The following is a 25,944-nucleotide window of genomic DNA, read 5'->3' as shown; positions in this document are numbered from 1 at the left end:
CCGCCGGAAATTTCGCCGGAGCGCGCCGCGAAAGTCGGATCGATGGCGGCGATGACGGAAACTGTCATGGCCGGCCTCGCCCAGTCCATCGCGGGCGAGCGCGAGGAACCCGCGCAGCAATCCTCTTGCTTGCCGATCCTGACGGCGAGAACTGCCTATTCGCCGGTCCGGTCAAACACGTCGCGTCAATCATGGATGCCGCCAAGCGGGCGAGGGGGAGGCCGAAAGGCTCCCAGAACCGCCGTTCCACCGATCTGGCGAACTACCTGCTATCCATGGGCTATCGCGATCCGGCCTTGAACCCGCTGACCTGGCCAACTCCAATCCGGTGGCGCTTGCCGCCGAGCTGGCCTGTCTCCCGACCTTCGAAGGTGCTACGCCAGAACAGGCGATGGAAGCGGCGGTGCGGACTGGCGTGCTCGACCGCGACCAGGTGTTCAAGATGATGAGCAAGGCATACGACATGATCGAGGATGCCAACGCCGAGCTCATGCCGTTCTTCCATGCCAAGCGACCGCAGGAAGTCCATGTCAAGGAAACCAAACTCGGCGTCATGTTCATCGGCGAAATGCCGACCGAACGGCTAGCCGAAGGCGCGGCGCTGGACCTGACGCGGGTAGACGCACCGAGCGAAAAAGATCAATGAAATCAATGTCCGTTCGTGCGACTTCGAGGGCTTGCGACATATCTATAGATAACCATCTGAAATCATTGATGCCGCAACTGATCGTAAATCAGTAGGCAGGTTTGGTTTCCGGCCTCGCGTGCGCGGAAAACCGGCTGGCCTCCCGCCCGTGGTGGGGTGGCTCATGCGGACGGGGCATACGCCCGCGACTTCGGTTTGAAAATTGAAAGTGAAGTACCCCTATGGGTGTGTCGCCTCACACACACTGCCCTTTTGGCCATTGCCCGACTGAACGGCGTCGCGGCGAAATTAATCTTTCCGAACGAGAGCGGAGGGCGCGCGGGCTATGGGTTTCGAAAGGGTTTCTGGGTCATGGGAAATATCGATGTTGCGCGGTATGTGCCGCCGGGTCCGGTGGGCGCGGCTTTCATTCACTCGCGGGGGCCGATCGATATCATCATGGCCGGCCGGCTCCGGAAAGACCGTCGCCAGTTGCATCAGGGCCGCTGCTCGCGGCCCCGTACATGCCCGTGTGCAGGGACGGGCGCGTGCGCGTGAAGCTGATCTGCGTTCGTGACACGTATCGCGATTTCGCCCGAACGGCGTTGGCGAGTTGGCACGAAATGTTTCCGGTCGGTCACCCTTGGCAGCGGCCGGACAAGGGGTATGAGGGCGGGCAGGATCGCCCGGTCCGCCACCATCTGGTCTGGGGAAGCTTGGCGCGGTCCGGATAAGGTGATCGTTGAATTCACGCTCGAGACGGGCGCGATCGCTGACAGCAACGTGATGCAGTTCGTCAAAGGCTATGAGGTCTCGATGGCCTGGGGGAACGAAGTCGACATGATGAGCCCGGAAGTCCCGGGCGCTCTGTTCATGCGTACCGGCCGATATCCGCCAGTGAAAGACATCGCGCCTTCCGAGCTCGATCGAGTTTCGCGCGACGGCCGCGAGGCGATGAGGCGGATGGGGATGACGGTCGACGACACCGAAATCACCCTGCCGCGCATGTTTTGGGGCGATATGAACCCGCCCGACGTCGATCATCCGCTGCTCAAAGAGGTCGGGTGGGAGGATCCTGACAAGAAGAACCCGGCCTATAATTTTTTCCGTCAGCCTGGTGGTCTCGACGATGGGGCGGAAAACCGTGTCGGCCGCCCGCGCTCGGCTTACGAAATGGATCTGCGCGCCATGTCGGAGAACCTGTCTCGGCGCATGGTGCATGGGCTCCCGGTTACGCCCAGGACGGAAAGCCGGTCTATCCTGAGTACAACGAAAAAATCCACAAGGCGGATCAGCCGCTTGCGCCGACGCCAGGTCGTGGCATCACGATCGGCATCGATGGCGGCGGCTCTCCATCGGCGACCATCGGCCAGCCGCAGGCGAACGGGCAGGAACGCTTGCTGGCCGAGCTCGTCACGGAACCCGGCACGGGGCCGACGCGGTTTTCGTTGATGCTGCTGGAATTGCTGATGAGCCAGTTTTCGGGCCTGCCGATCATCGGCATTTATGGCGACCCGGCGATTTTCTACGGCGGCGACAAGGAGACCGACGAAATGAATTTCGCCATGACGGTCCAGAAAACGCTGCGCTTTCCCATTTTGCCCGCCCCATCTAACGAGCCCGGGGTACGACAGGATGCGGTGCGAATGGGTCTCACCACCATGATTGATGGCCGGGTGCCGGGTTACCTCGTCGATCCGCGCTGCAAGATGATCCTGGGCGGCTTCGCTGCTCACTACAAGCTCACGAAACAGGCGACGATCGGCGGAACCGATAAGCTTGCCGTGGTCAAAAACGCTTACTCGCATCCGCATGATGCTGAACAATACCGGCGGCTCGGGTACATCGGCCTGCGTAACGTTGTCGCGCACGGCGCGAATTCGGTGCTGCCGTCCGGCGTCGTCAGCTTGCATGAGCAGCGGCTTTTGCGAAATCAGCCTAAGCCGCAGCGCCCGGGAGATTTCAGCGTATGGGACGTAACCGTCGCCAGTCCGGCAGCCTGGCTTGATTGCCCCGCGCGGGCGGGCGCGCGCTCGCGCGTAAGGCAGCGATCTGGCAGCGTTCGAACGGCGAAAGTGTCTCGCTTCATGCCGGTGATGAGTTGTTGGCCATTGCTTATCTCGTCCCGGATTGTGAGGGGCGATGGGAATTCTGTCTGGCGCTTCGCCCGCCCGCCCGCGCGTATATGCGCGAACTCGTCCGTATCGCGCATTTGACGCTGACGGCTCTGGCCCAAAATCGAACCGTCATAACCCATGTGACGGAAAGCAACCCCAGCGGTGTGCGCATGGCGCGCCTCGTCGGCTTCCAGCACCCGGGCGGAACCCTTTGATTTTGAACGGGGAGTTGCATGGGCCAGATCGTCAAGGGACTTTTCGGCGGGTCGGACAAGAGCGCAAAGCAGGAGGCGGAAAAGAGCCGTCAGCTGCAGCAGGTGGCGAACGATCGGCAGCTTGCGGAAGCGAACCGGAACAATCAGGCAGTGGCGGCCACGCGGCGCGCGCCCCGTGGCCGCCGTCTGTTTGAGGACAGTGGCGCTGACGCCGGCGGATCCAGCGCGGTGCTTGCCTGATGGATGGCGATTTCAACGTTGATGTCCAGGCTCTGAAAACCCGCGTTGATAACACCCGGGGCGCTCGCCTCACTGGACGCCGATCTACCAGGAGGCCTATGATTTCGCCGTGCCGATGCGTCGGCCCAGCGGCGGCGCGAATGGCAAGGCGCGCGGGCCGGATCGGTTATTCGATATGACCGCGCCAATGTCGGCGATGTATTTCGCGGGCAATCTGCAGCGCGATCTCTTCCCGGCCGGCCAGTCCACATTCGAGCTCGAGGCTGGCCCCTCGCCGCGATGGCGCTGCAGGACAGCGAAAAAAAGCAGTTCAACCGGGAACTGTCGCGGGTCTCGACCCTCATTCACCCATTTTTCTTGGCGGGTGACTGGGATACTGCCATTCACGAAATGTGCATCGATCTGGCCGTGGGCACTGGCGCGCTGTTGCCGGTCAAAGGTACGCCCAGCAACCCGATCATGTTTGCCTGCATTCCCTTCGACCAGCTGGCGATATCGACCGATGCTTTCGGCCGGGTCAACCTGGTGTCGTGGCGGCAGACGCTTCGGCGCGACCAGATCGTTGACGCCTGGTCGAAGGGCCGGTTTCCTGACAACTTCAAGGAGCTGGCGAGAACCCGCCCGTCTGAGGAGATTTTGGTTTACCAGGACTGGTGGGCGGATCGTCAGCCGGGTGGTGGCTGGCACTTCGGCGCGCGCATCGATAACGCACTGGGTCTCGTGACGCATGAGCGTTACCGGACCCAGCCGATTGCCATTCCCCGCTATTACCGCGTGCCCGGCGAGGCTTACGGCCGTGGCGTAATCCCGACTGCGTTGCCGACGATCAAGACGCTGAACAAGGCGCAAGAGCTTGCTCTGAAAAGCGCCGCGATCAACATGCTGGGTATCTGGGGTTACCGCGCCGGCGGCACATTCAACCCGAACACCGTGCAGATGGCCCCGGGTCAGTTCTGGGCGATGCAATCGACGGGCGGCGTTCTCGGTCCGACGTGCAGCGCCTCGATCCGGCGTCGGGAAGCATGAACGTTGCCCAGATGCTCATCGGCGATCTGCAGGGCCAGATCAAGCAGGCCATGTTCGATACGCGCCTGCCGGAATATGAGGGCACGCCGCGTTCCGCCTCCGAAATGACGGCCCGTCTGCAGCAGCGTGCAAACATTCACATCGGCGCATTCGGCCGCCTGGTCCGCGAGATCATGCCGGTTGTTGTGCCGCGAGCTGCAGAGATCCTGATGGAATTCGGCATGCTGCCCGGGATCCAGCAGGTGGATGACCTTTGGTTTCGGTGAACGTCCGCTCGCCGATGCAGGCTGCGCTCAATGCGGACCGCATCGCCTCGATCGCCAATTACCACGATATGGTGATGGCCTTTGCCGGTCCCGAGCAGCGCGAGCTCTATCTGAACCAGGACAAGGTCATGGAGCGGATCGCCGACGGCTTGCAGATCGACAAGGATCTGATCCCTGACGACGCGGAAAAGGAAAAGGTGCTCCTCAAGATCGAGGATGCACGTCGCCAGCAGATGCAGGCGATGATGGCGGCCGAAATGGCAAAGCAGGCTCCGGGCGCGATCAAGGATCTCGCTGTGGCGGATATGCGGAGGGCTGCTTGATGTCAGGTCCATTTCTTCCGGAGCGCGCCGCTCAGCCTATGGATCTGCTCGAGCGGCTTACGGATGACGGCGACGGCTGGGAAGGGCTCGAGGCCCTGTTTAGGCCGCAGCTGCAGGATGCGCCACTGCAGCCGCGGGAAGGTGTCGCCAAATTTATGTATGGGCTTTACCACACGCCTGAAGGCCGGGCCATGTTCGAATGGATGATGGATATCACCCTTCGCATGCCATTGCGCTCGACCGGCCAGACCTTCGAGCAAACAGCACTCAACACGGCAACACGGCAGGGCATTAATGGCGTCGGCGAGGCGATCCTCGCGGCCATTGGTCATGGCGAAAAACTCTTATCGAAATCTCAAAACCAGAATGGAGCTGGATCATGAAAGGCAGATTTTTAGGCGGCATCAATTTTTTTGACCTGATGCTGTTCAACTCGGACGCGGGCGGCAGTGGCGGCGGTGGCGGTGATGCTGCAGCAGCCGCGCCGCCGGCAGGTTCTTCCGCGTCGGCTCCTCCTCCCGCCGACGCGGGCGCGCAGCCGCCTCCATCGGCTGTCGCCCTCCGGCGGGCGCACCGTCTCCGCCCGCCGGAGATATCTACAAGCCGGAAGGCATCGCGGATCATCTTGTTGGCAAGAGCAACACCGAGACGATCGACAACATGAAAAAGGCGCTCGACGGTTATCGAGACCGCGACGCGGCAAACAAGGTTGGGGCGACGGCTGAGGCTTATGCGGAGTTTTCCGGCGACATTCCGGAAGCGATTAAGCCGCATCTGGAAACGCTGAAAGGCGATCCTTTGACGGCGCGCATGCAGCAGTACGCTTTCGATAACAAGGTTCCTTTGCCTGTTTACCAGGGCATGGTTCAGCAGTTCCTCTCCGTCTCGTCTGAAATGGGCCTGATGGAGCCGGTTGTCGACGAGAAGGCCGAGCGGGCCGCCCTCGTTCCGGATGTTGCCTAGCACTTGCCGGAGGCCGAGCAGCGCCAGGCCGTCGAAAAGCGCATGAACGAAAATTACGCGTTCCTCGATAGCGTTGCCGCCAAGGGCGCCGAAAACGGCGGCCTTGCGAAAGATGACGTCGAATTTGCCAAGGCGATGCTCGGGGACAGCGCGAAAGGGCATCGCGTGTTTGAGTGGATGCGTGGCGTTGTCGGCGGTGGCCAGGGTGGCGGCCCTGCCATGCAGTTTGGTGGCTCCGGTGGTCTTGATCCAAAGGCTGAATTGGCCAAGCGCGGGGCTCTGCCGCAGAACACTGTCGGTCACAAGGATTTCGACCGCGCGTCCTATGACCAGCTGCAGGCCGACTATAAACGCGTTTATCCCGGCTGACGCACTTAACGGCTCCCGCCCGCTGGCATGATTTGCCTGCTACCGGACGGGAGCGACCTGGGGAACATGCTGGCTATCCTTCACCGGACCCAGTAGCGCCCGGCTAATCGGCCCTCACGGTGATTTCGTCCATCACACCAATTGAGGGTCACACATGCCTGTTGAAGCCTGGTTCAAAGAAAAAATCCGCGACGACGTCGCAACCCGTTTGAAGTCCAAGGGTGGATTTCTGACGGCACCATGAAAACCGGCGAAAACGTCGCCGGTACGGTCAAGTTCCCGATCGCGGGCGGCCGCATCAAAATGTACAAGCTTTCCGGCGCAATCGAGGAAGTCCGTCCGCAGGGGCTCGACATCGACGTCGTTTCCCGCAGGCCTCCGACTATACGGCGGAAGCGACCATTCGCAACCAGGACACGCTGCGCCAGGCTCCGTCTTACCAGGCGGAAGTTTCCGACGCGATGGCCAAATCGGTGCGAATGAAACGCGACAACCTGAAATTCGATGCGCTCGACGCGTTCTGCAACGTCGGCAATGCCAACATTCCGGGCGGCGGCCCGACCGTTCCGAAGACGATCGGCGACGGCAGTGCGCGCATCGATCTTCCCTTCGTCAATCGTGCTGCCGCCCAGGTTCGTGGCGTCGGCTCGGATGAGGAGATTTACTACCCCATCCCGTTTATGTGGTTCGAGCAGCTTTGCTGGTACAAGGAATTCTCCTCCAAGGACTACCAGGGCGATAAGGATCTTCCCTTCGCTCAGTCGGGTATCGTCGACAAAAAGACCTGGAAGGGCATCCATATCATGGCGCTGCCTGATGAGCATTTCAACTACGGCACGGCCAAATGGGTGGAAGGTCAGGACGAATGGGCTGCCGGCTACCTCGATACGTTCATGTGGACGAAATCCGCCGTTGGCTGTGAAACCTTCTGGTCGAAAGAGCAGATGGACATCAACGAATGGATCGGCAAGGCCGGCAAGCCGCTTCTCTGCGACACGGCTCTTTCCGGCGCGGCCATCGGCCTCCTCCCGGAAGGTGTCAAGCGTCTGCGTTACCTCGCAATCAACGATACGGTTCGCCCGACCTGATGTGACATGCCGCCCGTTTCGCGCGGGCGGCTCGCCCTCCTGTCTCAACTGAAAAGGATACGACTATGGCTCATCGCCCCCGCGATCTGCGCCGCCGGACCACGATCAGCATTCCCGGCCAGCGTCAGATCATGTTTTTCGACTATGCCACCGTCCACACGCTGGCTGAGGTGCAGGCCGCCGGTTTCTTCAATGACAGCCGTGACAATCTGACGGTCGGCAGCATCATCGATTGCGTAGCGGATATCAACGGTACGACGGCGCGCGTGGTGCTTCGAACCACGGCCGTGCCGCCGACCGGCAACGTCACCGTCGCCGTAGATGGTGGTCTGGCCGCGTCTTAATTCGCGTCGCACTCAACGATGGACCGTGGCCGGTATTCTCTGGCCACGGTTTTCTTTTTTCGGGCGGTGGTCATGACAATTGACAGGGCGACGATCATCAACGAGGCGCTGACGGATATCGGTGCTGGCCCCATGTTTTCGATCGACGACGGTTCGGAGCTCTCCGAGCAGATCGAGGCAACCTGGAGACGCGTTGTCGACCAGGTCTTCGGCATGCATGATTGGACCTTCGCCCGTAAGACCTTCAAAAACACGCGCCTAGCCGACAGGCCGGACAATGGCTGGTCGCATGCTTTCGCTCTGCCGGGCAACCGCATCGGAAATCCTCTCAAGATCATGGATCGAGCCGGACAATCGCCGTCACCACTGCGGTGTTTTGCCATCGAGGAAGGGATGCTGTTCGCGAATGTGACGGACACCTGGTCTCTTTGCAAAGTCCTGGTCGATCCTGATTACTGGGATCCTTCCTTCCGTGCTGCCTTCGTCATCGCACTTTCCGGATATCTGGCCATTCCGGTCTGGGCCGATCAGGATCTGCGAGAGGCAAAGCTTGTTGAGGCTTTCGGCACTCCTTCGCGTGAGGGCACTGGCGGATTGTTCGGCCGGTTGATGGCCCAGGACAAGGCGAGTGCACCGATCGGCGAGCCGCTTCTTGCGAATGACCCTCTGACCGCTGTGCATAACACCGGTGGACGCGCCTATCTTCCCTGGCATGGAGAATTCTGATGGCGCGCGTTGCGGGACAGCTCAAGAGCTCAGCGAATGCCGCCAGTTGGCGCAGAGCCTATTCGGCAAGGTTAACCTGAAACAGTACTATTCCGGTGCGAAGCGGATGCTTGGCGTAGAGCCAGTGCCGCAAAGCGGTTTTACGCTGTTGCCCGGATCTCGCCTGGTCGGCTCGGCTCCGGCGGCTCCAGTCGTTCAAACCACTCTCACCGTGAGCTCGGCGCTTTCCTATACGCTTTATTTCATGGCGGGGCAGGTCGAGATATGGCGGCAAGATCTGGTTAAAGTTGCGACTGTCGCCGTTCCGCAAATCACATCCGAAATGCTGCCGGATCTCGAATTCTATGGCGAAGCGAACACGGTTGGTATCTTTCATCCGTCGCTTTTTTCGGGTTTGAGAATTTTGCGGAATTCCTCGAATGACGCGCTATGGACTGTGGGTGCCTGGCCGTTTGAATTTGTTCCTGACGTTGATCTTGGCGGTGATTACGCAAAGACGGACGATGTATGGGACATTTACTTTCGTTGGGGTGAAGGCGTGCCGGAGCTCGCCGTGTCCATGACCGTCGAAGGAAATACAACGGAAGCGGCAAACCTTGGCGGCGCTCCGGATCTCGGCGGCTGGGATGCGTTCTGCCTCAACATCCAGAGCAAGATTGCTGCTCTGCCCGGCTTCTCGTCGGGTGTGACGGTTTCCAATGCCGGCGGCGGCGGTCGGTTCTGGCGGCTGGTTGTGCGTTTCGGCGGCCCTCTGCAGGGGCAGGAATATGATTTCGATGCCCGGATAGTCAACACATCGGAAGCATCGGCACTCGTCACCCACGCGTCGATCGGCAAGACGGCAGGTGAACCCTTGATTTCCGTCACCAGGGGCGGATTTGCAGCGATGACGAATTTTCAGGATCGATCAGTCTACATCGCGCCTCGATCGAAGCCAGCCGCCATCGCCATGTCACGCATCGGTGAGTATTTCGATCTCAACATTGAAAGCCAGTCTGATAACGCTGCCCGGCTGGAGGCGCTTCGAACTGAAGTTTCCGAAACCGTCCTGTATGCGATCGATGCCACGTACCTTGTGGTTTTTACGAACCGGGCGGAATATTTCGCGTCTAACCGGACGATAGAGCGGGGAAAGCCCCTCAATTGGGTGAAGGCGTCAGAGATCGGCACAAAGAAGGGTTGCAAGCCTGTTCTGCTGGGTGGAATGATTTATTTCGTCTCGCGTGACGGGGGCATTCTTTATTCTGCCGACTATGACGCCGTCTCTGAGGCTTTCAAGCCCGATCCCGTGAACGATCTCAACAACGATATCGTCTCCAACGTGCGGAAACTGGTGGTGCAGCGTAAACGGGGCGGAATGTCCGCTGACCGCCTCTGGATCCTACGTGAAGATGGGCGGCTTATTTCCGGCGGCGTGAACGTCAGTCAGGACATCAGGCTTGCGGCCAGTGAGTGGCCGGTTGCCGAAGGTGGTTTAGTTCATGACATTTCCGTTGATGGTCTCGACCGTGTCTGGCTGACAGTAGAGCGCAACGGGGCGTACACCCGGGAAATCCTTGTTGAAGATGAAGAAAGTGTTCTGCAGTTGACTGTGTCTGCGGTCACTGACCTGACGGGGCAGATCTCCGGCCTTTCCAGCTTCAATGGTCGCGCCGTTTGGGTTGAAATCGAAAACGATTTCCACGGGCCTTTGTCGTGTCTGCGGGCTCGGTGCAAACCGAGATTGCAGGAAAGGCTGCGCTCGTCGGTATATGGTCCGCGCCGTTGCATGAATGCATGCCTTTCGTGCGTGTTCTCCCGAATGACGATGTTGTGCGACGGCCCGGCAAGGTGGTGTCTGTTCGGCTTTATCTCGAGGACACCGCTAGCATAGCTATCGGCGCAAATGGTCGAACGGCGCGCAATGTGCCGCTGCAGCTGATGAGCGATGACCTGGTTGCCGCAAAGAAGAATTTCACGGGTCATATCGCGGTTTCCGGCCTCATCGGCGTCTGCATGGATCCGACACTGACAATTACGCAGGTTCGCCCCGGGCGGCTGCGTGTGCGGGATTATATCGCGGGGGTGAAACTGTAATGGAGCTGGCGGCGAGTTTTGTGACGTCTATCTTTGGGGGTGGCGGTGCTGCAGCGGCAGGGGCCGCCACCGGCGCAGTGACAACAGGGGTGGCGGCTCCTGCTGCGACAGGTTTTTCGCTGTCATCGCTGTTGCAGGGAACGGCGACTGTTCTTGGGATGGTCCAGTCCATCAATGCCGGCAATGCCGACGCGGAAGCATTGAATGCGGCCGCCGATGATGCTGCGCGCGAGGTGCCGCTTGAAACCCTGCAGGGTATCACGAGGCGCACGGCTCTCAAGAAAGAGGCGATGGACAGCATAGCGCAGCAGGACGTTGCCTATGCTGCGTCCGGCGTTGATCTTTCCTTCGGAACGCCGATGCAGGCTCGAAAAGACGCGTTCCGGCAACTGGATCTCGGTATCACGTCTGATGTCGGAACGGAGCAGACGCGGATTGGTCGCCTGCAGGAGCGTGAGGCCGAATATCGAAAGAGGGCGTCGCGTGCGAAGCGATCGGCCATGTTCGATGCGGCAATGATCGGTTTCAAGGGTGCAACTTCCATCGCAGACGGGTACTAATATGACAAACAGAAGGCTGGATCCTGTATCTTACAAGCCATTCCGCGCGCAGCCCCTTTTGAGTGAGGGGCTGCTTTCGGTTTCGCGCGAGGGCGGAGATCTCGAACGCAAGGTGGCTGCGGGCCTTGCCCGTATGGCGGATGACTTCGGTGCTCAGGCATTACAAGAGGCCGAAAAAAGAGAAGCGTCTCTGTCTCGGAAAGAAGCCTTAGAGAATGCACCTGGCCTCATTAAGATCTCGGGTGGTGGGTATAAGGAGAGTGAGACGTCAAATGGCGTTCGCGTGAAGGTGCCGCCTGCAGAACTGCGAACGATGATCGCGGATGCTGCCGTTCGGAACGGTGTCGATCCCCACGCCTTGACGGAAGTCGCGGGTATCGAAAGCTCTTTTAACCCATATGCCCGGAATAAAAACTCGTCGGCGGGTGGCCTTTTTCAGTTCGTCGACGGCACGGCAAAGCAATATGGCCTTCGTGACCGCTTCGATCCGGCCCAGGCATCTGATGCAGCTGCGCGCCTCATGCGAGACAATCGCGATCATCTGCGGAAAACTCTCGGCCGTGAGCCTAACGCTGGCGAATTGTACCTTGCTCATCAGCAGGGTGCTGGCGGGGCTTCAAGTTGCTGGCAAATCCCAACGCCTTAGCCGTCGACGTTGTTGGTCACGATGCGGTGCGCCTGAACGGCGGTACATCCGATATGACCGCAGGGCAGTTTGCCTCGCGTTGGACCTCGAAAGTCGCGCCTAGTGGCGGAACCTATGACAAACTGCCGTCTTCTTCCTCCGTAGGGCCGGTGTCAGTTACTCCTGTTCGCGAGCCTGTGGTGATTGAGCGCGGAAAGCCGGGAACATGGCGCCCCTCCCGACGAAATACAGCTGCCGGTCGCGCCTATGATGTGGCTGGCACGCGCACCTATCTCGAGATGGCCGACGCTGCCATGGTTCAAAATCAGCAGGCGGTTTATGAGGCCTACAAAGATGATCCCGCCATGCTCGAAAAGGCGCTGCAGGAAAATCTGACCGCAGATCTGCGCGACAATGTTTTTGAGGAAATCGCGCCGGAGTATACTGCCGCATACAACAAACGCTCGATGGCGTTGTTGAGCAAGGCGCGGGCCGATCAGAAAGAGCGGGCAGATGCCGCAAACCGTGTCGATTTTCTCGGTCGCGTTGACGAACTCGAGAACCGCAAAAGCCAGCAGCTCGCCGGCCTGAAAATGGATGACGACGCGGCTGGTGTGGCGCTTGCCGATACGCAGTCGACGATCGACGCCCACTATGACAGCGCCGTGGCTCGCGGTGTCCTGACCGCTGGAGAGGCGGAGAAGGCGAAGCGCAAGAGCCGTTCCGATCTGACGGTGGGTTATTACACCAGGCAGGCGGCGACGATGAACGCCGATCAGATCAAAACGATGCGCGCGGACATGCAGCGCGACTATGCCGCCGGGAACCTCGATGGCGTGACGGCCGATGACTGGGATGCGATCGACAAGGGTTTGACGGGGGCGGAAAGCGCTCGCCGGACGCAGGATGCCAAATCGAATGCAGATCTCGAAAAGCGCGGCGAAGACATGGCGAAGCGCATCGCCCGTGGCCTACCGGTCGGTGCTGATGAGCTTGCGAGGTTCCAGCTCGATGCCGGAACCGCCCCTCGCGGTAAGGAAATCGTTTCGTCGACGCTGACGCGGATGAAGGTTTCGGACGCCATTCGAACCCAGCCGATTGGGGAGGTGGAAAAATCCGTCAAGACGATCCTGGGGGAGAATGCGACGTCTGACGATGTTGATTTTGCCCGCAAGGCTATTGCAGATCATCGAAAGGATCTGCAGGTGGATCCGCTTGGTGTTGCCGAGCGCTTCGGTGTTCTGCCGGTTTCGGAAGGCTTGCCACTGGATGGTGACGTGGATCCTGCCATGGTTGCTGGCGCTTTTTCGGAGCGGATCAATGCTGCCAATGCCGCCGGACAGCATTTTGGCGTTTCGCCGCGCTATTTCCGCCCGGGCGAGGCCGAGCAGATTGAGGCGGCTGTAAAGGCGGATCCGGCAAAGGGGCTGGCGATTGCTGCCGGTCTCGTGGACGCGGCCGGCCGTGATGCCAATCGGGTACTGCGTGAACTGGGCGAGACTGCACCGGCGGTTGCTCTTTCCGGCGGCCTGGTCGCTGCTGGCGGTAACAGGCAGGCGGCGCTCGATCTCATTTCCGGTTATGGGAAAAGCCCGGAAGGCAAGGCCTATACCGATATCCCGAACACGAAGCGTATTCCGGTTGCCCAGACGATCGCCGGCGATGCCCTGCAGTTTTCGCCTGCGGAGGTGAACCGACTTGACGAGGCGGCCGCCGCGATCGCGCGCAAGCGCCTTTATGATGCCGGCATCGATCCGAAGAAAGAAGACGCGCGACCGTTCTACGAAAAGGCCTACCAGGAGGCGGCCGGCGCAACATTCTCGAATGGGGTCCAGTTCGGCGGGTTCACGAAATTCAGCGGCGGGATGTTCTCTCGGTCACGTCAGATCCTCGTGCCACCATCGATCCGTGCTGACAAGTTCGGCGATCTCATCGATGCGCTCGAGGATAACGATGTGGGGCAGGTGGTCGCAAAGAACGGCCGCACCTGGACGGCGCGTGATTTCCAGAAAGCGACGCCGATTGCGGTCACCGGCGGTTATGCTTTTGCGCTCGGGGATTTGTCTAGCTCGTCCCCCAGTTCATAGCCGACAAGGATGGCAATCCCGTCGTGTTGGATCTCGCCGGCATGCAGGGCAGGCTCGGTGCGCGTGTTCCGGGGGCTTACCGATGATCCAGCTGCCGAACGTCACGGATCTGCCCGCAAGCCGCTCGGCCGGACCTGAGAGCTGGGGTGAGGCCTGGTCGAAGGCTGCCGGCGCGACCGATGAAACGATGCGGTTGATCGAAAATACCAATGCCGATTATTACGGTCTGGAAAAGGCTTATGATGAGCGCATCAAGCTGATCGCCGACATAACCGGCCAGACGCTGCCAAATCCCATGCGGGAAGCGGCGGCCGTCGATCTGGATCCGGATCGCGCCGATGTGATGGCGATGTCACTGGGGGGTGGCGGCACGGCGTTTTCCTCCGTCGATGAGGAAGGTAGGGCCTCGCGTGAGGAAGAGTTCAACGCCAAGGCGCTTTCGCTCTCCGGCAAGTATCGTCAGGAGCTTGAGCAGGTTCTGTCTACGAGTGTCGAGGAAGCGCACAACCAGGTAATGCGAGATGCTGAAAAGGCATCACAGGAGGCGCTGAATTCGCCGGAGCTCGGGCGGCCGGACGTCTCGGCGCGCAACTCGTCGGTGGCCTGCGAGGCGCTGCCCGCGATCCGACACAATGGGGCATGGCGATGTTCGGAGCGGGTGGCGCGACGTCGTCGACTGTTGCTGGCCGGATCGGCAAGACGATGCTGACGGAAGCGCTCTTGAACGGCGGGCAGGAACTCGTGCTGCAGGGCTTAAGCCAGGAGCGCAAGCGTGCGGCCGGCCTCGAGCACGGTATGGGTGACATGCTGCAGAACGCCGGCGTTGCCGCTGTGTTCGGCGCACTGTTCGGTGGATCGATCCAGGGCGGGGCGGAGCTCGCCCGCGTTTACCGCATGGGCAAAGGTGGCGAGGATATCGCCGCGCGCGTCCTCGATGGCAATCCTCAGCCTGGTGATATCGAGGCAATGGCGAAAGCCATGAATGTCGAGCTCGCGCCCGAAAAGCTCGATCTCATCAATCGGAGCTTCGAAGATCGCGTTCTGGACGATTACATGGTTTCATCGGATGCCTCGCCAGGGCAGATCGAGGTCATGCAGGCCGCAGAGAGATATGCGGCGGATCCGGACAATTTTCCACCCCCGAGATCGTTGAACGCATCTTAGCCGAGCAGGAAGCCGGCAGGATGCTGACGATGCGGCCGGATGATTACGAGCGGATCTATGGTGGTGACGCGAATGCCATCGATGATATCGCGGAAACCTTTTTCGCTTCGGATGTTGCTGACGCTGCACGGCGTATCGATGATGCCGCTGCTCGTGTCGAGACGGCGGGCGATGCGGTCTCCGATCGTGCCGTCTCACCACAGTCGGCGGCGCGTCAGCTCAATGAGCCTCCAGCGGCGGCGTCTGCCGAGCGCGCCCTGCAGGAGCAATCAATTCGCCCGCGCGTCATAGCCGAACCGCTCGATGACGTCAGCATGCGCAATGCGGAGATCCGCGCCGGCGAGCTCGCCGAACCCGCGCGCGATCGCAACGGCAATCCTGAAAACTATTTCGACTTTATGGCGATCGAAGATGGCGACGGCAAGGTGAGCGTTGTTTCCGCCCGGGAAGCGCTCGAGATGGCCGCCGAACCTGAATTCCTCGCCGATCTTTTGGAGGCATGCAAACTATGAGCCTGCGCGATTGTCTGGCTTCCGCCGTAGCACAGGGGGCGATCAATTCGCGCCAGGCGGATGAACTGCACCGTTATTACGATGCCCGCTTCAACACCAAGCGTGCCGCTATGTCGGAACGCGAGGCGATGGCCGCTGCACGCGATGAGGTGGCGGCCGCGTTGCGTGCCGATGCCAAAGAGATGCGTCGGCAGGTCAATCTGACAGAGGCGGCGCGGAAGGATCTGGCGGGCTTCATCGAAAACTACCGTGACAAGAAAGGGCGTCCGGATAAGCTCGATGCCGTTTTATCGCTGATGATCCACAACGGTTACAAGGGCACCCAGAGCATGTCCGGCAAGGCCAATGCGATTATTGCCCTGGCGCACCGCCAGCTTTCGGACGTGATGTATCATTTCCGGCGCTCGAAGGGTCTCGGCCGTCGTTTGAACAAGGTCGATATTCCCGATCTCATCACGGCCATGCATGGCGAGCACGTTAGCAATCCGACCGCCAAAGCGCTTGCCGGCGCTCTTTCCGGCGTCCTCGAGGATCTGCGTCTGCGCTTCAACGATGCCGGCGGGAATATTCCGAAGCGGCAGGACTGGGGCATCGTGCACAGCCATAACCGCCGGGCGATCCGCAAACTAGGCGGGACGCCGGAGGAGGCGCGCCAGCGCTGGAAAGATTTCATCCGGCCTTTGCTCGATCCGGAGCAGATGACCAATCCGAACACTGGCGAGGTCATTGGCGCCAACGGGCTCGATAGCTCGCTTGATTATGTCTTCGAGACCATCACTTCCGATGGCTGGGCGCACCGCCGGCCGGAAGGGCGAAGGTTCGGCAAAGGCAAGGTGGCCAGCAAGTACCAGGACAGCCGCTTTCTGATTTTCAGAGATGCCCGGAGCTGGCTTGCCTACAATGAGAAATTCGGCAGCTCCGACGCGATCGGCTCCATTTTCAACCACATCAACGGTGTGGCACGCGATATCGCCGCTATGGAGCGCTTTGGACCGAACCCGGATGCGACTATCGAGTGGCTGAAACAGGCCGTGCAGGTCGATATCGGCAAGCGGCAGTCCGGAGCGCTCAATATTGAAGGTGTGAAGGTGCCGGGCATGTCAGCCATCAAGATGGCCGAATATCGCATTGACAGCCTCTGGCGTGCCCTGCGCGGGCGGGAAACTGTCCTCGATGCGCCGGCTCAATGGGCTGGCGATATTCGTAACCTCGCGACGTCGGCCGCACTTGGCTCTACCGGTATTCTGGCGGCCGCAACAGATCCGTTCGTAGCTGCAGCTTCGCGTCGGCTGGCCGGCCTGCCGGTGGTGCGCGGTTTCGGCGGCATTCTGAAACGGTTCGCCAATGACGGCGATCGTAAGGCGATGGCCCGCCGGGCGATGATCTGGGACGATTATCTGCACACGATGAATGAAAGCGCGCGCTTCGTCGACCAGATGTTTGGCCATGAATGGAGCCGTTATCTTGTCGATCGGTCGCTGACGTGGAATGCGCTTTCTCCTCTGACGGATGCCCGCAAGCGTCTCGAGGCAACGGCCTGGCATGAGACGCTCGGCGGCCTGGCTGAAAAGGATACTGACTGGATCGACCTTAATCCGCTTCTGCAGCGGGCGATGGAAGGTTTCGGCATTACCCCTGATGACTGGCACAAAATGCGGGCCGGCGTCGACAATATGGGCTTTCTGGATCCGGGCGGCGTTTTCGAAAAGACCCGCGATCGCGTGCTTGCTGAAAAATATGCCGAGCTGATCCAGCAATGGCAGGAACGATCGGTTCCGGCCGGAGATCCGCGCATCAAGAGCGTGCTGACAGGAAAGGTGGAGCGCGGCACGATCCTGGGCGAAATAGCCGAATTTGGCTCCCAGTTCATGTCGTTCGGTATGAGTTTCACAGCGCGCCAGCTCGAGGCGATGTATGTCTATTCGATGCTTTCGAAAAGCGCGGCCGGCCGTGTTGCGCGTGGATCCGGTTATTTCGCCGCTATGGCCGTTCCGCTGACAATGGGCGCGGCGTTCTACATCCAGATCCTCAACGTTCTGAACGGCAAGGATCCGGAGGATATGACCGAAAATGCCTTCTGGGTTAAGGCTTTCGTGAAAGGCGGTGGCGGCGGCCTCTTTGCTGATTTCGTCGACAAATCGGAAAACCGTTATGGGCAAAGCCTTGTTGCTACTTTGGGCGGCATAGGTGGCGCATTCATAGCCGATACCGCCGATCTCACCTTGAAGAGCATCCAGGCGATCATTTACCCGGAGGATCAAAAAGTTGGGCGCGCCGCGGCGAAGTATGTGGGTCGATACACGCCGATTTTGTCGTCGCACCCGGCAACCCGCAACTGGTATCGCCGTGCCTTCGTTGACCAGCTGCAGTGGCTGCTCGATCCGGACGCAGACAAAAGCTTCAAGTCTCAAAAGGCGAAAGCCTCTCACTGGTGGGAGCCTGGTGAAATGACGTTTCGCCGGCTTCCTAATCCAGATGCAGCGCTCGGGCAGGAATGAAGATACTCGGGCCTCGTTTTGACTTCTCCTTTTGGTGTGAAGGCTTAAGCTATATTCCGGTCGAATCGTTTGATCAGGATGCTATTGTGGGAGCTTTTCTAGATATTCTGGACGGACTAAGCGTCTTTAGCGCTGTTGTCGCCGGCGTGATGATGGGGGCAATTCGAGACCCTTTTCAGATGGTTATTCTGCTCGTTACCATCGCGCTTGCTATTGGCCGCGCTAAGTGGTGGGTGATCTTGTTGCCTCCTCTTATCGCTTCCATCGTTATCGCTACCGGCGCGTACGGTCGGTATGTGCAGGCGGGAATTGATCCTTGGTCAACCTTGCCTCTATCGGTTTGTGCTCGATTTCTCGGTATGTCGTGCATAGGCCTTTTGATACGTCTGGTTAGCCGCTCGTTGGTTCGAGTATCCCGCACTTAACCTCTGTGGCCCGCCCTTACGCTTTGCCTGATCCAAAAAATCAGGCGGGGCGACTATGGCTGAAAATCCCTATCCCATTCCACGTCAGCTTCGGCTGAGCGATATCCTCGTCGGCGATGGCGGCGACACATACGGGCCGTTCGACTTCGAGATATTCGATACACAAGATGCTGTTGTCTGTGTTCGGCCGGCCGGTGCCCTGCGCTTCGAAGAAGTTCCCGACGTTGTCGTTACCAAGGTGAACGGCAACACGGTGCTCAATCCCTTTGACGCCTTCACCATCAAGTTTCCGTACCTCGTGCCGGAAACCACCCGGTTCGTGGTCCTTTCCGCCCGCGTGGCCGCGCGTGATGCCGGCGTTATTTCCGGTACGAAAATCAATCCGGATGCGCTGGAGAAAGAGTTTTCGAAGATTGCGACGCAACAGCAGGAACTGCGTCGCGATATTGGCCGCGCGATCGTGACGGATTTCGGCGCGCCGAGCTTCACGCTTGATGCTGACATGGATGACGGGCGCACCCTGATGAAGCAGGGGAACCGCCTCGTTGCCGGTCCGGATCTCGGCGCGATCGGTGACGAAGTCGAGGCGATGAAAGACCTCGTCGAAGGCTGGGCGAGTGACATTGTCAGTCAGGGTAATGTGCCGATCTATGCAGCGGTCGTTGGCATGCCGGCGCTCGAGATCCCCGCAGGGATCAATGCGATCCGGGTGAATGGCTTTTATGTTGCTGGTGATGGCGGCGGCGCGCTCTACGTCAAGGCAGGTGGCGAGCCCGCGCACGATGGCAAGTTTCAGACGGCGGATGGCGCGTGGTGGGAAATTGCGGAGACCTTTCCAAATCCCCTGATGTTCGGGGCTGTTGGCGACGGTGTCGCTGACGACAGGGCCGCCATATTGCGAGCCAAGGCATTTGCCGGCGGCCGGCCAATCGTCTTTCCCGCTGGGACTTATGAAATCGGGTCCGCTCTTGCCTTCGCCGCAACCGATAGGCTCGTCTTTGAGCAGGGCGCATCCTTCTCGGGAACGCAGCCGACAGGTGGCCTTCGTGTTTTCGATTATTATCGATCCGCCCCCGTCGCCGGTTCGAAAATGAAAATCGAAAAGCTTTTCGAGCAGGCAGATAGCCACAAGCTTGAAGATATTGCGGGCATCTGGCCGGGTCAGGTTGGAACGTTTTTCGGTGTTTCCCGCGAGTTTGGCCCCGGCTATGTTTCCGGCACGCATTCCCCGGCAAATGCGATGTTCGCCTATGCTGCGAACACGGGCAGCACTGCGGATGTCGTGGCCTCCATGTCGGTTGCTTTTTCCTGGCAGAACAGCACCACGTCGTTTGGGGCAAACATCATCGCCGGTTCTGCACCCGGCGTGAATGGCGCAAAACTTGTAGGCGTTGAGATCGACGTTGAGCCTTCTGCCGGCGCGTCGCCGGCGGCTGGTTCGGCGGGTCTTTACATCAATGCCTTCAATGTTGCCATCCCCGGTCCGGCTATGCAGGTCGGGTATGTTGGTGGCGGAAATTTCAACAACGGCATCATACTGGACGGTATTGCAGGCGCAGGGCTCGCCGCCGGATCCGGCAGCATCATGACCAGCCTTCTGAACTCCGGCGCTGCTTCGTCGTTCACGCTTGATGCGATCGTTCTTGGAAACCAGCATCGCGTTCGGTTCGGCAGCGCTGGCGGCTCGCCCGCGTCTATCGGTTGCGATACAGGCAACAATCTCACGATCGGCGGTGCGGGGGCGATCATCGCAACCAGATCATCCACGACCGAAGGCCAGGCCATGCTGAGCCTGCGCGATAACGCCTCCGTTACTGCCCTGGAAGTCCAGATTGCGCGTGGCTCCCCGCCGAACGGCGCGAACGCGGCAATGCGTGTCAACGGCCAGAGCGCCACCGGGCGCTCGATCAATGCGGGCGGCACGATCAATGCGAGCGGTGCTGACTATGCCGAGTATGAGCGGAAATCCGAAGACTGCGGCGAAATCATCAAAGGGCAGATAATTGGCTTCGATGAACTGGGGCTCCTGACGGACCTCTTCGATGAGGCGATATCGTTCGGTGTTAAATCCACAAATCCCAACCTTGTCGGCGGTGATGACTGGGACACGCAAATTGGTGAACGGCCTTCTGAGCCCGAATATGTCCCCCTGGAAATCGAGCGGCCGAGACTTCCTGTCTTCAGCCGGATGGCGACTGAGGAGGCGGCACAAGCGCAGGCGGAATTTGATCGCCAGATCGAGGAATACGATCAGAAGTGTGCAGATCATCGACGTGCATGGGAGGCGTCCGAATATGCCGATTATCGCCAGGCAGTTTCCGAGTTTGAGGAGCTGCTTGAAAGCGAACGCGTCAAGATGGATCGCATCGCCTATTGCGGCAAGGTCCCGGTGAACGTCTACGGCGCGGCTCCTGGTGACTGGATCGTGCCAGTTCGAGGAGATCAGGGACAGATCTCTGGCAGTATCGTCCGCGACGCCACCATTTCGTTAGCGCAATACAAGTCGGCAATCGGAAAGGTTCGTCGCATTCTGGATGATGGGCGGGCCGAGATCGTCGTAAAGGTCTCCTGACTGCGCATTTGACCGTACCTCCGGACGCATACCATGGCTCCAGTTGAAAAAACCGGAGCCATTTTCATGACCGCCAAGCTGCCTGACGCTGTGCCCTTGCATGCGCAAAACTTACTCGATTTCATCGGCGATATCGAAGCTCCGAAAGGTTTCGACACCATTTTTGGAAACCGCCAGGGAAAGCTGGCTGTTCCCCTCACTCAGATGACCTACGGCGATATCGTCGATGCGCAGGCAAAATGGGGGAACAAGACGTGGGTGAAAAAAACTGGGGCTATGACACGGCGTCCAGCGCGGCGGGCCGTTACCAGTTTATGCGCGCCACCCTGCAGGGCATCGCGAAGGAGGTTCCCTCCATCGATGGCAGGACGATCTTTTCCGGCGGCCTGCAGAACAGGCTCGGTTATTACCTGCTCCTGCGCCGGGGCTATGCCGATTTCATTTCGGGAAAACTCAATCTCGTTCAGTTCGGCCTGAACCTCGCCAAGGAGTGGGCAAGCTTTCCGGTGCTCTCCGATACGAAAGGCGCTCACCGGCAGGTGCTGCGCGGCCAGAGCTATTACGCCGGCGACGGCCTCAACAAATCCCTGGTCAAGCCGGAGCGCGTAGAGGCGCGCCTGCGCCATGTGCTCGACCTTGTCAGGCTCGTGACAGTCGGCGATACGCCGGCGACGATTTCTCCCGCACCTGCACGGCCGGAGCCTCACGTCGACGGGAATACCGCAGCGCCAGTGCCTGCGGAGAAGGTGGATCCGGAAAAGCTGGATAAACCGCTCCTGAAATCGAAAACGGTCTGGCAATGGATCCTGACATTTCTGGGCGCTGCAGCTGCTGCATTCGGTGGCCTCGACTGGCGTGTGCAGATCCTGATCGTTGTGGCGATCGGCCTCTCCGGCGTCTACGCCATCAAGCGTCGTGCGGACATCGCCAAGGTGTATCGAGAGATCAAGGCCGAGTTCAATGCTTGACCGTATCAAAACCGCAGTGGTTGCGATCGGCGGGGCGGTGGCCGGTATTGCCGTTGCCTGTGCCGTCGCCTCGCTCGTGATGGTGCCGGCGGCGAAGCGGGAGGGCAAGTCGGCCGCGATCGCAGAAATGGCCGTGGCGGCCGCCAGGGCCGAGATGCAAAGGAAGGGTGACGATGCGAGCCTGCAGACCAAAACAGATTTTGAGCTTTGCGTTCTTGGCCTTCGCAGCAACGGCATGCCAGTCGATGCCTGCGACCAGCTGCGCGGGGTGGACGAAAAATAATCTTTCTCCTTCCGGCCTGGTGGCGCTGATTGCCGCCGATAGGTCGGGCGCGGAAAGGGTCATCGGAAACGACCGCAACGGACAGCGGCAAGGATGCTGGAGCTAAAACATGCCGACGAAAACACTCACGCAGAATGGCACCGAGAATATGGGTATCGAGGCGAAGAGCGATGCGGGTTACCGCGTTCTCTCCTATTCCGGATCGCTGGGCGGTGGAACGCTGCAGCTTCTTACCTCAGTGCGCCGATGGCGCTGACCAGGTGCCCGTTCCGGATAGCAAGCTTTCCGCTGCAAATGTGGATGGGAACGGTGATCCGATCCGGCAGATAGTGTTCGTCAGCGCCGGCAATGTCTACGTCTCCCTGACGGGTGCCACTACTCCGAACTGCAAGGTTTCGGTGCAATGACAACATCACTGCGGCTTCTGGCTTCCACCTCGCTTGCTCGCGGAAATAAGGGGCGCGGTTTGTCCGCCCTCTCGCCCTGGCGCGGATTGAACGGCGGGCCTGTTCGGGAAGTTAATGCCTTCGGCCCTCTAAAGACAAAGTTGGAGGCCGGGCAGAACGTCGTCCTCTTCATCAATTCAGACAGTACGGGCTATTCGGAGTTTGGCCCCTATTACAAATTTGTCGTCGCGCTCGGGGATCTCTACGATTACACAATCGTGATGTATCGCTGGGCGGAGTGGGGCGGTTCCTCCGCCAACGGCCCAAAAGAATACGCCGCGCCGGTTACGCTACGCACTGGCACGCGCGGTTCAATGGCTGTGTATCTGGCGGCCTTGCCCGGACAGGTCGCTGGTTGCATGTTTGAGGCGTCGCGCAAGCCGAATGCGATCGATGCCATTCCAAAACCGGACGTGGCGATTACTCATCACGGCCATAACATGTCGAGTTTCGAAACGCCGGGTAGTGCCCTTGCAATCGGTCGCGGGCTCTTCTGGTCGATCATCGGACTGATCAGTTGGCAATGGCAGGGCGTTGCGCAGGTGATGACGACACAAAATCCATGGCGTGACACTGCCGGCTATGACAACGTCAACAACGCAATTCGTGGCGTCGCATCTGCTTTCCCCAGCCTTACGCTTGTCGATAGCCACGCCCGCATACTCGAGGCTGGCAAGGATGCCTCGCTGTACCGGCTGGGCGAGCCGTCGCCAGGTGTGCATCTGTCTGACACTGAGGCTAATTCGAAGGGTGCCCAGATTGTTGCGGATGCGCTGATGGCGCGGTTTCGGAGTTCTAAGGCAGGCGCATTTTCCACGGTAAGCTGGATGGAGTTGCCGATCGGCACCCAGCTGTTCGGCAATGGTGACCTTTCGAACTGGACGGGTTCGGTTCCGGTGAATTTCCAGAATGTGGCGGGAAACAGTGTCACGAAGGATACGGACACGGCAAACATTTTCCCCGGCTCCGGCGCTGCCTATTCCGCCAGGGTGAAGCCGGCAGATGCCAACGGGCATTTTTCCAGCCTGTCAAACCCGTTCGATGCGGCCGAGCGCGCCTCGATGGCGGGAAAGACGGTCACTGCGATCATGCTTGCGAAGGCGAACCCGCTTCAACGAACACCCGTCACCAGCTTCATCACGCGTGCGAATAACGGCCTGAGAACGTACACCGGAGGTGGATTGATGTGGTCGCCTAGTGCCGGTGCTTCCGGCCTGGGCGGGTGGATGCCCATCGTTTACGGCGGCATTGCATGTGACCCCAGCAATGACGATGCGAATTCTGCTTACAGGTTCGCTCCCGCGTTCGGAGCGGTTGCTGCCCCGACGGCCGACGTCAACTGGTTACAGCGGTGCGTTATCATCGAGGGGCTTGTTCCGCGTCTTGGCCTCGTGCGACCGGCTGCGTGACGCGGCCCTCATTTGACTGCATAGGCATGATGCCAAAATGCTCTCATCATTTCCTGATCCGAAAGCCTGGCGTCATGTCCTTCTTTGATTTTCTCGATGCACTTGGTATCAAGCTGGGCGTGTTGTTTGCCGGGTTTTTCGGGGGTGTTCTGCGGGCGTTGTCTCGTCCGAATGTAACCTGGAAGGAAATGATTGTCTCGCCGGTCTGTGGCGCTTTGGCGGCCGCTTATCTCACAACGCCCCTGCTGCACTACCTCTACAGCATCAACTGGCCCTTGCCGGAGGATCCAATCGCGACCATGAACGCGGCCGCGTTCCTGACAGGCACAAGCGCGATGTGGATTTCTGATTTGATTATATCGAGGCTGACGCGGTGGGCCGGTGGAAAGCCTGTCTAGAGAGGCAAAATTCGGCGTGCGACATGTGCGACTTTTATTAGTCGCAAAATGTCGTAAACAGGTCGCACGACATATTGAAATCGCCGGTAACATATTGATTTTTATGGGGTTTTTGGTGAGAGCGCAGGGATTCGAACCCTGGACCTACTGATTAAAAGTAATATCGAAATACAATGTTTTTAATGGCTTAGTAAAACTACGTTGTGCGACTTTTCTTATTCTTGTCGTTGATTGCATAATGTGGATTTTCTGTCAAATCAGTGCTTGGAGATATCTCCTGAAAGCTTAAAAAATAAAAGGCGGGTCAAAGCCCGCCTTCTTTATTTCATGCTTGCCGGCCGGTCGTCGTCGCCGTCAGGGGCTTCGAACCACGTCACCAGTTTACCGATGGCTGCGTCTGCCATATCGGCATTGAGGGCAAGATAATGTCTCAGGATCTCGTGGGCCGTCTTGAGGCTGTGGCCGGTGATGGCGCAGATCTCCGGAATGGTGCAGCCTGCCATTGCGAGCCAGGTGACGGCGGTATCGCGAAAGTCCTGGTCCGTCAGATCCTTGAGTGACGGAAGCTTTTTCTTCGCGTGGCGGCGCACCTCCTCGAACCTGCGGCGGTAATGATCGCCGTTGAAGGGTTTCCATTCGCGCTCGTTCAGAACCGCCCAGGGCGATATGATGCCGGCATCGTTGCGACGCTTCTGGGCGGCGTCCATTCGCTTCTTGAGCTCCGGAGCCTCGATGATGGAGACGATCGCGCCGGTCTTGGACTGCTGCAGGATGATGCGGCCGCGCTTGTGGCCCTTGCGGGTGTATTGCAGGCGGTCCGCCTGGCGCTGGCCGGACCATACGGCCAGAGTGAACATGTCGCCCATTTCCGGTTGGTTGAGCGCATCGGCCGTCTCGATCAGAACCTTGAGCTCCTGTTTCGAGGCGATGCGCAGGCGCGCGTCTGGCGTTTTCATTTTGAGCTTGTGGGCAGGGTTTATCAGCATCGAGGGCAGGCGGCCGCGATCCATCGCCCATTGCAACGCAACGCCCAGAATGCGCATCGCGCCGACGGCTGACGTGTTGCCCACCTTCACCCGAAGGCTCTCATAAATCCCGATGCAGATCGGCTTTGTGAGGGCTTCCGCTTCCGAGCTCCACACGTCCGGTTCGTGCTTCTGGATGATGCGGCTTTTCTGGCGATAGTCGTCGCGGGTTTTCTTCGATAGATCTCCGAAGCGCGGGTTTTTCGTCTCGTTCAAAAACTCGTCGAACAGGAGGCAGACGGGAAACGCCGGCTGGATGGTTGCGACGGGTATCGGCGGAATGACCTTTTGCGCGGTTCACCGGCGCTCAGGCGCTGTTTGCGCTTGTCGAGCTCTAGCTTGCTGGAGAGCTTGCGCGACCAGTCGAGGGCCTCGCCGGCGCTCATCCAGCGACCGTCCTTGTGCCGCAGATCCTCGCCCACATATCCCGCCTCGCGCAGCGTCCTCGATGGGTTGAAGCGCGGCCGGCCGTTGCGCCAGGACACGTGCGGAATTTTCAGATCGTCTTTCGCCATGAATTTTACTCCTTGATACAAAAATGCCCGGCGGTCACGCGAAACAAAGACCGCCGGGCAAGGCAGGCTCCGGGAGACT

30 protein-coding genes and 1 pseudogene are annotated in these 25,944 nt (G+C 59.6%); 29 read left to right on the top strand and 2 right to left on the bottom strand.

Going from position 1 to position 25,944, the window contains the following annotated elements:
• The first annotated feature begins 328 nt into the window (after nt 1-328).
• The 29 genes and pseudogenes from O3W47_RS25260 to O3W47_RS25120 all read left to right on the top strand — a co-directional run bounded on the left by O3W47_RS25260 (nt 329) and on the right by O3W47_RS25120 (nt 24,325).
• A complete protein-coding gene (locus O3W47_RS25260) occupies nt 329-646 on the top strand; it encodes a hypothetical protein (protein WP_269314916.1) in 318 nt (105 codons plus the stop codon).
• 714 nt (nt 647-1,360) lie between these two features.
• Nucleotides 1,361-2,077: a hypothetical protein gene (locus O3W47_RS25255; RefSeq protein WP_269314915.1), complete on the top strand. Its 717-nt coding sequence runs from the start codon at nt 1,361-1,363 to the stop codon at nt 2,075-2,077.
• On the top strand, nt 2,023-2,841 hold the full coding sequence (locus tag O3W47_RS25250) for a hypothetical protein (protein ID WP_269314914.1): 819 nt from the start codon (nt 2,023-2,025) through the stop codon (nt 2,839-2,841). The genes O3W47_RS25255 and O3W47_RS25250 overlap by 55 nt, the downstream gene beginning before the upstream one ends.
• Before the next feature lie 134 nt (nt 2,842-2,975).
• A complete protein-coding gene (locus tag O3W47_RS25245) occupies nt 2,976-3,197 on the top strand; it encodes a hypothetical protein (RefSeq protein ID WP_269313749.1) in 222 nt (73 codons plus the stop codon).
• Nucleotides 3,198-3,476: 279 nt separating this feature from the next.
• Entirely contained in the window at nt 3,477-4,223 is a 747-nt protein-coding gene (locus O3W47_RS25240) for a portal protein (protein ID WP_269314913.1), read from the top strand.
• Nucleotides 4,190-4,489 (top strand): portal protein, encoded by a 300-nt coding sequence (locus O3W47_RS25235; protein WP_269314912.1) that lies wholly within the window; start codon nt 4,190-4,192, stop codon nt 4,487-4,489. Before O3W47_RS25240 ends, O3W47_RS25235 begins: the two co-directional genes overlap by 34 nt.
• Nucleotides 4,477-4,812 (top strand): hypothetical protein, encoded by a 336-nt coding sequence (locus O3W47_RS25230; RefSeq protein WP_269314812.1) that lies wholly within the window; start codon nt 4,477-4,479, stop codon nt 4,810-4,812. Before O3W47_RS25235 ends, O3W47_RS25230 begins: the two co-directional genes overlap by 13 nt.
• 38 nt (nt 4,813-4,850) lie before the next feature.
• Entirely contained in the window at nt 4,851-5,195 is a 345-nt protein-coding gene (locus tag O3W47_RS25225) for a hypothetical protein (RefSeq protein ID WP_269313748.1), read from the top strand.
• A gap of 277 nt (nt 5,196-5,472) precedes the next feature.
• On the top strand, nt 5,473-5,775 hold the full coding sequence (locus O3W47_RS25220) for a hypothetical protein (protein WP_269314911.1): 303 nt from the start codon (nt 5,473-5,475) through the stop codon (nt 5,773-5,775).
• A 42-nt stretch (nt 5,776-5,817) separates the two neighbouring features.
• On the top strand, nt 5,818-6,144 hold the full coding sequence (locus tag O3W47_RS25215; protein ID WP_269314910.1) for a hypothetical protein: 327 nt from the start codon (nt 5,818-5,820) through the stop codon (nt 6,142-6,144).
• Nucleotides 6,145-6,494: 350 nt separating this feature from the next.
• Nucleotides 6,495-7,232, top strand: a pseudogene (locus tag O3W47_RS25210) (phage capsid protein); the annotation flags it as partial.
• 65 nt (nt 7,233-7,297) lie between these two features.
• Nucleotides 7,298-7,576, top strand: coding sequence for a hypothetical protein (locus tag O3W47_RS25205; RefSeq protein ID WP_269313745.1), 279 nt, complete (start codon nt 7,298-7,300; stop codon nt 7,574-7,576).
• 72 nt (nt 7,577-7,648) lie between these two features.
• Entirely contained in the window at nt 7,649-8,302 is a 654-nt protein-coding gene (locus O3W47_RS25200) for a hypothetical protein (RefSeq protein WP_269313744.1), read from the top strand.
• The gene (locus O3W47_RS25195; RefSeq protein ID WP_269314909.1) at nt 8,265-10,175 is read left to right on the top strand and encodes a hypothetical protein; all 1,911 of its coding nucleotides are present in this window, start codon (nt 8,265-8,267) and stop codon (nt 10,173-10,175) included. Before O3W47_RS25200 ends, O3W47_RS25195 begins: the two co-directional genes overlap by 38 nt.
• Before the next feature lie 47 nt (nt 10,176-10,222).
• The gene (locus tag O3W47_RS25190) at nt 10,223-10,378 is read left to right on the top strand and encodes a hypothetical protein (RefSeq protein ID WP_269313742.1); all 156 of its coding nucleotides are present in this window, start codon (nt 10,223-10,225) and stop codon (nt 10,376-10,378) included.
• Nucleotides 10,378-10,938: a hypothetical protein gene (locus O3W47_RS25185; RefSeq protein ID WP_269313741.1), complete on the top strand. Its 561-nt coding sequence runs from the start codon at nt 10,378-10,380 to the stop codon at nt 10,936-10,938. Before O3W47_RS25190 ends, O3W47_RS25185 begins: the two co-directional genes overlap by 1 nt.
• 1 nt (nt 10,939) lies before the next feature.
• On the top strand, nt 10,940-11,584 hold the full coding sequence (locus O3W47_RS25420; RefSeq protein WP_442864637.1) for a transglycosylase SLT domain-containing protein: 645 nt from the start codon (nt 10,940-10,942) through the stop codon (nt 11,582-11,584).
• 251 nt (nt 11,585-11,835) lie between these two features.
• Complete coding sequence (locus O3W47_RS25175) at nt 11,836-13,650, top strand: hypothetical protein (RefSeq protein ID WP_269314917.1); 1,815 nt, start codon at nt 11,836-11,838, stop codon at nt 13,648-13,650.
• 82 nt (nt 13,651-13,732) lie between these two features.
• Nucleotides 13,733-14,359: a hypothetical protein gene (locus O3W47_RS25170; protein ID WP_269314908.1), complete on the top strand. Its 627-nt coding sequence runs from the start codon at nt 13,733-13,735 to the stop codon at nt 14,357-14,359.
• Nucleotides 14,296-14,814 (top strand): hypothetical protein, encoded by a 519-nt coding sequence (locus O3W47_RS25165; RefSeq protein WP_269314907.1) that lies wholly within the window; start codon nt 14,296-14,298, stop codon nt 14,812-14,814. The genes O3W47_RS25170 and O3W47_RS25165 overlap by 64 nt, the downstream gene beginning before the upstream one ends.
• Before the next feature lie 29 nt (nt 14,815-14,843).
• A complete protein-coding gene (locus O3W47_RS25160; protein ID WP_269313739.1) occupies nt 14,844-15,326 on the top strand; it encodes a hypothetical protein in 483 nt (160 codons plus the stop codon).
• Nucleotides 15,323-17,824: a hypothetical protein gene (locus O3W47_RS25155; RefSeq protein ID WP_269314808.1), complete on the top strand. Its 2,502-nt coding sequence runs from the start codon at nt 15,323-15,325 to the stop codon at nt 17,822-17,824. The genes O3W47_RS25160 and O3W47_RS25155 overlap by 4 nt, the downstream gene beginning before the upstream one ends.
• On the top strand, nt 17,821-18,249 hold the full coding sequence (locus O3W47_RS25150) for a hypothetical protein (RefSeq protein WP_269313737.1): 429 nt from the start codon (nt 17,821-17,823) through the stop codon (nt 18,247-18,249). Before O3W47_RS25155 ends, O3W47_RS25150 begins: the two co-directional genes overlap by 4 nt.
• A gap of 55 nt (nt 18,250-18,304) precedes the next feature.
• The gene (locus O3W47_RS25145) at nt 18,305-20,821 is read left to right on the top strand and encodes a hypothetical protein (RefSeq protein WP_269314807.1); all 2,517 of its coding nucleotides are present in this window, start codon (nt 18,305-18,307) and stop codon (nt 20,819-20,821) included.
• A gap of 254 nt (nt 20,822-21,075) precedes the next feature.
• Nucleotides 21,076-21,789, top strand: coding sequence for a hypothetical protein (locus O3W47_RS25140; protein ID WP_269314906.1), 714 nt, complete (start codon nt 21,076-21,078; stop codon nt 21,787-21,789).
• On the top strand, nt 21,782-22,072 hold the full coding sequence (locus O3W47_RS25135; protein WP_269314805.1) for a hypothetical protein: 291 nt from the start codon (nt 21,782-21,784) through the stop codon (nt 22,070-22,072). Before O3W47_RS25140 ends, O3W47_RS25135 begins: the two co-directional genes overlap by 8 nt.
• A gap of 109 nt (nt 22,073-22,181) precedes the next feature.
• The gene (locus O3W47_RS25130) at nt 22,182-22,328 is read left to right on the top strand and encodes a hypothetical protein (protein WP_269314905.1); all 147 of its coding nucleotides are present in this window, start codon (nt 22,182-22,184) and stop codon (nt 22,326-22,328) included.
• Nucleotides 22,329-22,475: 147 nt separating this feature from the next.
• Nucleotides 22,476-23,927, top strand: a complete 1,452-nt coding sequence (locus O3W47_RS25125) for an SGNH/GDSL hydrolase family protein (RefSeq protein WP_269314803.1) — start codon at nt 22,476-22,478, stop codon at nt 23,925-23,927.
• Between the two features lie 74 nt (nt 23,928-24,001).
• Entirely contained in the window at nt 24,002-24,325 is a 324-nt protein-coding gene (locus O3W47_RS25120) for a hypothetical protein (protein ID WP_269314802.1), read from the top strand.
• Nucleotides 24,326-24,645: 320 nt separating this feature from the next.
• Here O3W47_RS25120 and O3W47_RS25115 read toward each other — a convergent pair whose 3' ends face one another.
• Nucleotides 24,646-25,566: a hypothetical protein gene (locus O3W47_RS25115; RefSeq protein ID WP_269313774.1), complete on the bottom strand. Its 921-nt coding sequence runs from the start codon at nt 25,564-25,566 to the stop codon at nt 24,646-24,648.
• Nucleotides 25,563-25,865: a hypothetical protein gene (locus O3W47_RS25110; RefSeq protein ID WP_269313773.1), complete on the bottom strand. Its 303-nt coding sequence runs from the start codon at nt 25,863-25,865 to the stop codon at nt 25,563-25,565. The genes O3W47_RS25115 and O3W47_RS25110 overlap by 4 nt, the downstream gene beginning before the upstream one ends.
• Nucleotides 25,866-25,944: the final 79 nt, after the last annotated feature.

Origin of the sequence: Agrobacterium sp. LMR679, from assembly GCF_027157905.1 — a bacterium.
GTDB classification, from domain to species: Bacteria; Pseudomonadota; Alphaproteobacteria; order Rhizobiales; family Rhizobiaceae; genus Agrobacterium; species Agrobacterium leguminum.
This window is presented reverse-complemented; position numbering and strand designations above follow the sequence as displayed.